Here is a 327-nt window from a genome sequence, read left to right on the forward strand (position 1 = left end):
TACCCAAACGGTCAGCTCTGCTTTATACGGATCAGGAAAAGGCTACAGATCTCCGCATATTAATAAGCTTGTGCATAATGCTGACGGCTCCCTTCGAGAAGTCGCAGCCAATTTTGAAGGGGTTAAACAGCTTTCCAATTTGAATCCTTATCAGCGTGTAGAAGCTGAAACATTTGCTTGGAATGGACGCATTTTAACAGAGGCATCTTCAGCTCCAGGCGGACCGGTCAATAACCAGCATGTCACAAACATTCAAAACGGAGATTGGGTGGCTGCCAGTAACGTCGATTTCGGATCAAACGGTGCGAGAACATTTAAAGCCAATGT

Annotated in this window: 1 protein-coding gene; it reads left to right on the forward strand. The window is 45.6% G+C overall.

All coding sequences use genetic code 11. The annotated features are described in order from the left end of the window. A partial coding sequence (locus tag AC0IXA_RS27260; protein ID WP_471814875.1) for a carbohydrate-binding protein occupies window positions 1-327 on the forward strand: 327 nt, incomplete at both ends.

Source organism: Pseudomonas sp. AC083 (assembly GCF_979253165.1).